Source organism: Paenibacillus zanthoxyli JH29 (assembly GCF_000520715.1).
GTDB classification, from domain to species: Bacteria; Bacillota; Bacilli; order Paenibacillales; family Paenibacillaceae; genus Paenibacillus_AQ; species Paenibacillus_AQ zanthoxyli.
The window spans coordinates 1-490 of record NZ_ASSD01000351.1 but is presented as its reverse complement, the minus strand read 5'-3'; the positions used below and the strand labels follow the sequence as shown (position 1 = coordinate 490).

1 pseudogene is annotated in these 490 nt (G+C 47.3%); it reads right to left on the bottom strand.

From position 1 onward, the window contains the following. A pseudogene (locus L691_RS28775) lies at window positions 1–490 on the bottom strand (penicillin-binding protein 2); the annotation flags it as partial.

The following is a 490-nucleotide window of genomic DNA, read 5'->3' as shown; positions in this document are numbered from 1 at the left end:
TCTGCGGATTGATGGAAATTTCCTGGTATCCGTTCTGCCCCCGAAGCTCCCGTTGGTACTGAAGCTCAAGGCCATCGAAGCCAACGGATTCTTCCTCTTTGTACATCAGTCCCGGTTTCGAATCCTTCTTCTTCATCGCATTCAGAATGTCCTTGTAGATGTGAATACTGTTGGAATTCTTAAACAGCTTGATATACCCGACAGTCTGGACAGCTACCGTATCCTTGTCGTAATGCCGGACATTCTCTTCAACGACCTCCAAGCCGGGGTACTCATCCTTTTGCTCCATAAAGTAAGCGACTTCCTTGGTAGAGAGCCCTTGCTTGATTCGGCGGGGAGTGTAGGCGTAATTCTTTTTGAAATTCAGATCGAGCGTATCTCTGATTTGCTCTGCGGTCAATTTCTCTCCGTTCGAGTCGCCATAGCGGTCAAAATTCTCAACCAAATTCGCAATCAGCTTGTTCACATTCGCCTTGGCTTCAGGAGTATA